This is a genomic window from bacterium, assembly GCA_029210545.1.
Classification (GTDB): domain Bacteria; phylum BMS3Abin14; class BMS3Abin14; order BMS3Abin14; family BMS3Abin14; genus JARGFV01.
In genome coordinates this window covers 1-8,478 of sequence record JARGFV010000104.1, presented here as the reverse complement: position 1 = coordinate 8,478, position 8,478 = coordinate 1, and the positions used below count along the sequence as shown (strand labels likewise).

Annotated in this window: 6 protein-coding genes; all 6 read right to left on the bottom strand. The window is 60.9% G+C overall.

From position 1 onward, the window contains the following. Nucleotides 1–283: 283 nt before the first annotated feature. The 6 genes from P1S46_10095 to P1S46_10070 all read right to left on the bottom strand — a co-directional run bounded on the left by P1S46_10095 (nucleotide 284) and on the right by P1S46_10070 (nucleotide 8,288). Nucleotides 284–1,432 (bottom strand): M20 family metallopeptidase, encoded by a 1,149-nt coding sequence (locus tag P1S46_10095; protein MDF1536829.1) that lies wholly within the window; start codon nucleotides 1,430–1,432, stop codon nucleotides 284–286. After that, a complete protein-coding gene (locus P1S46_10090) occupies nucleotides 1,429–2,685 on the bottom strand; it encodes a KamA family radical SAM protein (GenBank protein MDF1536828.1) in 1,257 nt (418 codons plus the stop codon). Before P1S46_10090 ends, P1S46_10095 begins: the two co-directional genes overlap by 4 nt. Nucleotides 2,686–2,810: 125 nt before the next feature. After that, nucleotides 2,811–4,148 (bottom strand): ATP-grasp domain-containing protein, encoded by a 1,338-nt coding sequence (locus tag P1S46_10085; protein ID MDF1536827.1) that lies wholly within the window; start codon nucleotides 4,146–4,148, stop codon nucleotides 2,811–2,813. A 67-nt stretch (nucleotides 4,149–4,215) separates the two neighbouring features. Beyond that, entirely contained in the window at nucleotides 4,216–4,707 is a 492-nt protein-coding gene (locus P1S46_10080) for a universal stress protein (protein ID MDF1536826.1), read from the bottom strand. 161 nt (nucleotides 4,708–4,868) lie between these two features. Next, nucleotides 4,869–6,995: a TRAP transporter permease gene (locus P1S46_10075; GenBank protein ID MDF1536825.1), complete on the bottom strand. Its 2,127-nt coding sequence runs from the start codon at nucleotides 6,993–6,995 to the stop codon at nucleotides 4,869–4,871. Between the two features lie 303 nt (nucleotides 6,996–7,298). Beyond that, a complete protein-coding gene (locus tag P1S46_10070; GenBank protein MDF1536824.1) occupies nucleotides 7,299–8,288 on the bottom strand; it encodes a TAXI family TRAP transporter solute-binding subunit in 990 nt (329 codons plus the stop codon). Between the last annotated feature and the right edge of the window lie 190 nt (nucleotides 8,289–8,478).

Genomic DNA, 8,478 nt, shown 5'->3' with positions numbered 1-8,478 from the left:
AATGACTTACGGAGTGAGTCATTGATTTGGGCGCCCCGCGCGGGGCGCGTTGATGGACTTTTTGCGAGTCCATCAAAAAAGGATCGCGAAGTTTCGCAAAGGAGAGCTAAAAATCATGAGTGGTGAAAATCAGAGCATTGCAGCCATAGGGCCTGAGATTGCCTCGCCCGGTATAAGCTCGCAATGACAACTGTTTTTCTCTGTGGGCCTCTGTGGTGCGGCCGGGGTTGGCCGCCTCTGCGGCCCTCTGTGTTACAGCTTTTGACTTGATCCTGGCTCCTGATCAAGCGATCCCTGCCAGTTTGCACAGCAGCAGCGCCGTCAGCGCGATCCGGTCATGCAGCGACTGCTCCACGATATACTCATCGGCTGAGTGATCCAGGTCCCCCACGGGGCCGAGGCCGTCGATCACCGGAACGCCCATCTCCGTAAGGAAGTTCCCGTCCGAGGCCCCTCCCCTGCTCTGGGTCACAACGGACTGCCCCAGTTCCCCCGCGGCATCGAGGACCACGGTGACCAGTTCGTCGGTAGCGGGCGTGGGGACCATCCCGGGACGACGGTGAAGAAGGTCCATCCGGGCGCCGCAGCCGGGGGTGGACACGCTTTTTACGATCTCGTCGAACCGGGCCAGGATCTCCCTTTCGGTATCCGGGTCCCGGAACCGGAACTCGAAGCGGGCCTGTGCTTGGTCCGGGACGATGTTGTTGGCGACGCCCCCCTTGACCGTCCCCACGTTGATGGAGACGCCCCTTTCCTGGTCGTTTAGCTCCTCCAGGGCGAGGATGAGACGCGCCATCTCCACGATGGCGCTGGCTTTGGGACCTTCCTTCACACCCGCGTGGCGGGCCTTGCCCGTGCAGGTCAGGTCGTAGCGGATCACTCCCCTTCGGGACGTCACCAGTTGGTTACCCAGACCGCCGGCCTCGAAGACAAGGCCGCACGAGGCATTTTTGCCCAGCTCCCGGACCATCCGGGAGGAAAAGGGCGAGCCCACCTCCTCGTCCCCGTTGAAAAGGCACCGGATCGGGACCCGGTCCAGCAGCCCCAGCCCGTCCAGGATCTTCAGGGCCTGGATCATGACCACCACACCGCCCTTCATGTCCGCGGTGCCGGGACCAACGACCCGTCCCCCGCCGGTCTCGAACGGCTCCCCGGTTCCGCGGTAGGGGAACACGGTGTCCAGGTGTCCGACAAGGAGGATCTTCTCCTCCCTCCCGCACGGACCGGCCGCCACGTGGTGACGGACCCCGTTGCCGTCGGCGGCAAAGGTGACGGACATGGAGGCGGGAAGGCTGTCGAGGACCAGCTGGCCGACGCGGTTGATCCCCTCGGGGTGGGCCGAGTGGCTGTTGACGCGGACAAGGGATTCGAGCAGATCGAGGCTTTCAACCCTGAGCGCTCCGGCACGGTCCCGGATCTCTGGTCCGATCACGGCTGTCCGTTCTCCTCAAGTTCGTCGTCGTACTCCAGGATGTGTCCACCCCAGGTCCGGATGAGGGCTTTTCCATGGACGGCGGGTTTGAGCAGGTACTGCGGATTCAAGGGTGTTTTCCCCCGGCCGTCAGGGGCAGTAATGATGAACGTCGGGACAGCCATCCCCGAGGTGTGCCCCCTCAAGTGCTCGATGATCTCGATCCCCTCGGCGATGGGCGGCCTGAAATGACGCAGCCCTTCCACCTTCTTGCAGTTGAAAATATAGTAGGGGGCGACCTTGATGCGCAAAAGCTCCTGCATGAGCTTTTTCATGACGTACTTGTCGGCATTGACACCCTTGAGGAGGACGGTCTGGTCCCGGACCACGACGCCGCTCCGGGTCAGCATGTCCACCGCTTTTCGAGCCTCGACCGTCACCTCCCTGGGATGGTTGAACTGGGTGTTCAGGTACACCGGATCGTGCTTTTCGAGCATGCGGCACAGCTCGGGGGTGATCCTCTGGGGCACCACGCAGGGCATTCGGGAACCGAGGCGTTTGATCTCCACGTGGGGGATCTTGTCGAGCTCGGTGAGGATAAAATCCAGCTTTTCATCGGACAGGGACAGGGCGTCCCCTCCCGTGAGCAGGACGTCCCTGATCTCGGGGGATTCCCGGACGTAGGCGATGGCCTTCCCCAGCATCTCTCTCGGGTAGGTCACGTCGCTGTGGTCGATATCCTTGCGCCTCAGGCAGTGCCGGCAGAACATGGCGCATGCGTTGGTGACGTTGATGATGAGCCGGTCGGGGTAAAGCCTGGAGACGAGGGGGGCCGGGCTGTTGTACTTGATGATCATGGGGTCACGGACTTCCGAATCGTCCAGGTACTCGTGGATGCTGGGGACCGCCTGGAGCCTGACCGGGCAACGGGAATCTTCAGGGTCCATGAGGCTCGCGTAGTAGGGCGAGATGCCCCACCGGTACTGCTGACCCGTCATGGCGATATCCTGGCGCTCCTTTTCGGTGAGGCTGATGATCCGCCCCAGTATATCCACGTCGTGGATCCGGTTGCGCAGCTGCCACCTGTAGTCGTCCCAATCCTCCAGGGTCCCCCCGAGGACCTTCAGTATCAGATCACGCCTTTCCCGGTACCGGTCCGCGAGCTTCAGGCCGGTGGGGATCTGGTCCTTGACGGCAAAGTACCCGGCGTCCAGTTCCCTCACTTCCGCGGACCTGGCGATGGCGATGGATCGGTCCTCCTCCGAGACATCCATCTTCGAATAACCGGGACCGCCGTTAAGGCACTCGCCGGTCTCCCTGTCGGTTTTCATATCAGCTTCCCTGCCCATATCTTCTCCTTGTTCCTCGCGAGACCCGGCCCCCGTATCCCTGGCGGCGGTCACAAAACGGTCCGGTGGACCTCCCGGACCCCCTTTTCGAGAGATTCTCTCACTGTTTCCCTGTTCGGCCCCGCGGCCACGATCCGGGCGATGAACACTCCCTTACTCGCATGGGTGTCGGGACCGACGTGATCGAGGATGACGTAGCCCCCTGTCCCGGTCCGGGCCTGCTCAAAGAGGGCCTCCTCATCCATGGCCGGCGTGAGGCACCCGCTGACGATGACCTCCCTGTCAGCCTTGTAATTATATGTCGCCCATGCCAGGGGAGCGTTCGTGGAACTCATCTCCGCCGGCCCTTCCGGAAAACTCCCGTCCAGCACAGCGGAAAGTTCCAGTTCGGGGTAGGTCGGGTGTCCGGGCAAGGCGGCGAGCATGGTCAGCGCCGTCTCGAGGGTCGTACCCTGCTTCCGGGCGTTAATCTCGATAAAAAGGACCTCCTGGTCAAGGGTGACGATAAAGTCGCACCCGAAGGCGCCCCGGTATCCTTTTCGTCCCATGGCCCGGCCGACGGTCCTCGTGTATTCCTTGAGCCTGGCGACCATCCCGTCCGGCAGTAAAGTCGGGAAAGTGGAGCCTGTGAACCGGGTTCCCTCTACATCCTGGTCGGCAACGGAAGCGATGTAGACCTCTTTCTCGTTGGCCACGATCCCCAGCACTGTCGGGTCATGTTGGTGTTCCATGAATTCGGTGACCACCAGGCCGCCCGTCTGGCCCGCGAACCGTTCCTCGATCATGGCGCCGGAATCGGCGATGATGGAGTTGGACCCCCCGGCGCTGTAGGCGGCCGAAATAAAGACGCGCCCGCCGCCGGCAAAGATCTCCCCGGCAAAACCGAGGGCCCCTGCCAGGGTGTCGAACGTCCCGCCGGCCGGGACAGGGATATCCAGTTCCCCCGCCAGCCGGTACTGGAGAAGCTTGTTGTTGAGGGTGTGCGCCAGGTCCGCCTCGGGCCCGATGACCGTTATCGGCCTGTCTTTCCCGAGATCGAGGAGGGAGGAGGTCTCGAAGACGTTGACGAGAAGTCTGTCCTGAACACCCAGGATACGGTCGACCATCTCCCTGACCCCCGGGTCAGCGCTTACCATGGCGGCGAATTCAGAGCCCGGCGGACGCACGCAGCATCTCTTCCCCGCCTCGGAACCCGCCAGGACCGCTGCGGGGTTGATGACGACAAAATGGCCTTCGGGGTACAGGGAAAGCACGTCGGGGACAACGTGGACGCATTCGGCCGGTTTGCCGTACCGTCGTGAGATGGGGTCTGTGAGAAAACGGTTCAGACCCGCCGCCTTGACCTCCCCGACATACAGGAACCACGTCCGGCCGCCTGTTATATCCACAGCGTCCCTGCGAGGCGCTTGTACGGGCTCACCCCCCCTGTATTGATGGAATTTTGGCGTGTCCATCCTACTTGACCGGCGGTACCAGGAGAACAGGCACCTTGATCCGCCTGATCACCTTTTTGGCAACGCTTCCCATAAAAGTGTGATGGGTGATCCCCTTGGTGTGGGTCCCCAGGACGACCATGTCGGCCTGGAGCCTGTCTGTCATGTTCAGGATCTCCAGCTCCGGGTCGCCTTCGTAAACGTGGATGTGGGCGATCCGGTCCACCGAACCCTCCAGGTGTTCGGACATGATCTTTTCCTTCAACGAGATGATCTGGGCCTTGATAGCCGAGGTGGCCTCATCCTTGTGTTCTTCCACGAGCTTGCGGAACTTGTCCTCGCCTATGAAAGCGACGATGGGAGTGGTCATGGCAGCGTCGAAGCTGGGGATGACGTGCAGAACCTGGACCCTGGCATCGTGGGCCTCGGCCTCCTGGAGAGCCCGCAGGAGCACCCTCCCGGAACTGGGAGCCATGGCGACGCAGCAGAGGATGTTCTTTACTCCATCGGGCATGGACCTACCTTCCTTTCCTACTGTTAATCGCTTGAGTCCGTGGGGGACTTACGCTCAACGGAAAGGGAAAAGCGTGGTTTTCCCTTTTCCTCACGGATAAATGGGTATCCATTTATCCGGGCGCCCCTCCAAGGCGCGGTTGCTGTTAGCTGACAGCTTCTTTATGCAGCAGCAAGTTTTGTATCCGCCCTCCTGCGCCTGACCTGGTTGAGGTAGACACCCGCGAAGAGCGCCAGGCCGATGGGCCAGACCATGAACCTGTGGCTCATGTGGAGCCACTTCGCCACCACCTGGGGCTGCATCATGATTAAGGGGATGGAAAGCAGGACAGGCAGCTCGTACCAGGCGTTCTTGTGGGTGAACCAGCCCTGGGTCGCCGCGGCGAAGGCGAAGTTCCCGATGCATGCCATGACGAAGATGAGGATGGCGATGCTCCAGCTGTTGATGCCGTCGAGGATCAGGTCGTGGTTGAAGATGAACATGATGGCGATGAGAGCCGTCCGGATATCGTAAAGGAACCCCTGGATGCCGGTGGCAATGGGGGGTGATTTGGCGATGGCCGCCGCCGCGTAGGCGGCAAGGCCCACCGGCGGAGTGTCGTCGGCCAGTATCCCGAAGTAGAAGCAGAACAGGTGGGCCGCCATGAGGGGCACGATAAACCCGTTTGCGGCCCCGACATTCACGATGATGGGCGCCGTGAGGGCCGCCATGACGATGTAGGTTGCCGTCGTGGGCAGGCCCATCCCGAGGATGAGGCTGGCGAAGGCCGTGATGATCACCAGGAGGAAGATGTTCCCCATGGAGAGGACCTCCACCACCTCGGTGATGATCCCCCCGATACCCATGGTCACCACTCCCACGATGATCCCGGCGGCGGCCGTTGCGATGGCCACCGTCACCATGTTCCGTCCCCCGGCCGCCATGGACATGACAATGCCCTTGACGCTTTCCACGAAGGCCGGCACGACAGGCTCCTTGCGCAGGTGCCTCTTGATAGGCTCCTGGAAGAGCATGACGAAGAACATGGCCACGATGGCCCTGAAAGCGGCCAGTTCCGGCGAATGCCTCGGGACCACCAGTTCGTAGACCAGCACCCCGATGGGGAAGAGGTAGTGAAGCCCGCCCAGGAGCGTCGTGAAGAAATTGGGCGTCTCCTCTTTTGTCAGTCCCCTCAGTCCGGCCTTGGAGGCCTCCACGTGGACGATGAAAAAGAGGGAGGCGTAGGAGACGAAGGCCGGTATGGCGGCGGCCTTGATAACCGCGAGGTAAGGCACGTTCAGGTACTCGGCGATGATGAACGCCGCGGCCCCCATGATGGGCGGGGCGATCTGTCCGTCGGTGCTCGCCGCCACCTCGATGGCGGCCGCCTTGACGGGCGTGTACCCGATCTTCTTCATGAGGGGGATCGTAAAGGTCCCGGTGGTGACGATGTTGGCGATGGAAGATCCCGACACCAGGCCGGTAAGTCCCGAACCCACAACAGCCGCTTTCGCCGGACCTCCCTTGAACCTCCCCAGCAGGCTCAGCGCGATATTGATAAAAAACCGTCCTCCTCCCGCCTTTTCCAGCATGGTCCCGAAAAGGACGAAAAGGAAGACGATGGTGGCCGAAACGTCCAGGGGAATGCCGTAGATCCCCTCCGTCTGCATGGTCATCTTTCCCACGTACTTGCCGAGGGAGGCGCTTTTAAAAGCCATGAACTCCGGCATCTGTTCCGCGAAGAAGACATAAAGAGTGAAGCCCGAGGCGATGACGGTAAGGCCCGGGCCGATGACCCTCCTTGACGCCTCCAGGAGAATGAGGACGAGGGCCATCCCGATGACCAGGTCCCGGGTCAGCGGCGCGCCCTGCCGTCCTGCCATCCCGGTATAGTCGAGCCAGATATACAGGGCTGTAAAACAGCCCAGGATGGCCAGGGCGTAGTCAAATATTGGGATCCGGGTCCGGGCGGACAGGAACGACCAGAACCCCTTTCTCGGTTTTTTCAGCGCCGGGTAGCTCATGAAGGCGATGAGCATGGCGAAACCCAGGTGGATCGCCCTGATGATGACGGTGTCGATGAGAAGCCAGCTGGCGATGGATAGCTGGAAAAGACACCAGATCACGGCGATGGTCGGGATAATATGCCGATCCCACCCTGCCAGGTGGCGGTACCCGGCTTCCTCCTCCTCGGCCAGTCTCTTTGCTTCCTCGACCCCGGCCTCGTACTCTTCGTCCTCAAAAGGGACAGGCCCCTTCGTCTGGTCCTCCAGTCCCTCGGCTACCTGATCGTCACGCTGGTCATCCATGGACATATGAAATCTCCCTGGCTTGACTATTGTTGACAGTGTCGCAAAAAGTCCAATCCGGGACTTTTCGTGACCCGTAAATATCCTGGGGAAAGGAAAAAGCGGGGTTTTTCCTTCCCTCGACATATTTGCCGGTCATCGATCCGGGCGCCTCTCCCAGGCGCGGCCGGTCACTGATCCGGGCGCCCTTCCCGGGCGCTGCTGCTCATCGATCCGGCCGCCGCACTCATCTCCGGTTGATCGGGAAAGGTTCCTGCCGCGCCATGGGCGCGGCAGGAACACCATGGAACAGAAGCGATGCTGCTACTTCATCATGCCCACTTCCCTGAAGTACTTCTCGGCACCCTTGTGCAGTGGAGCCGAAAGACCCTGGAGCATGTTCTCCTTGGTCAAAACCGCATAGGCGGGGTGCAGCTTCTTGAACTCGTCGAAGTTCTCGAAGATCTCCTTGACCAGTCCGTAAACGTACTTCTCCTTGACCTTGCTGGAGGTCACGAAGGTCGCCTTGACTCCGAAGCTCGGAACGTCGGCATCGTTCGCGGCGCCCGGGTAGTTGCCGACGACCGGAACGACGCTTGGAGCGTAGTAGGGGAACTTCTCATAGAAGGAAGCGGGCAGCTCGATGGGGACGAACCTTACCTTCCTCGTCCCGCTGGTGGCCTCCTTGAAGGCGCCGGAGGGATGGCCCACGGTGTAGAAGAAGGCATCGAGGCGGCCGTCCTGGAGCATGCCCGGGGCCTCGGCAGCCTTGAGGCTTTCTGCCTGGATGTCCTTTTCGTAATCGATGCCCAGGGCGGTCAGGGCGTCGATGGAGTTCTGCCTCTGTCCGGACCCGGGGTTGCCGATGTTGACCTGCTTGCCCTTGAGGTCCATGACTGTGTTGATACCGGAATCGACGGCGGCCACAAGTGTGATGCTCTCGGGATGGATGGCAAACAGGGCCCGCAGGTTCTTCTGGGGGTTGCCGTCCCACTCAGAGTTGGGGCTGCCGTTAAAGGCCTGGTACTGGCGGTCCGACTGGACAACACCGAACTCCAGGTCGCCTTCCATAATGGCGTTGATGTTGAAAACCGACCCGCCGGTGGATTCCACCGTGAGGCGCATTCCGTACTCTTTCTTCTTCTTGTTGACGATCCTGGCAATGGCGCCGCCCGTGGGATAATAAACGCCCGTGACTCCGCCCGTGCCGATGGTCAGGTACTTGGTGGCAGCGACAGCCGTCACCGGGGTGATGCCTGTAACCGCCAGGGCAACAGCTGCCAGGGCAACGATAAACATTGTTGTCCTTCTCATTTTGACCTCCTTGTTCTTTTCATTGGTTTTCCTTCGCGGATTCTCCTATGCGATCAGTTCAGAAAATTCGACACCCCCTCTCCACACAGCGATCAATGTTTTTAAATTGTAAGGAAAGGGAAAACGACGCTTTTCCCTTTCCCCAGAACATTAAGGAGCCAGGAAAAGTCCCGCCTGGACTTTTTGCGAC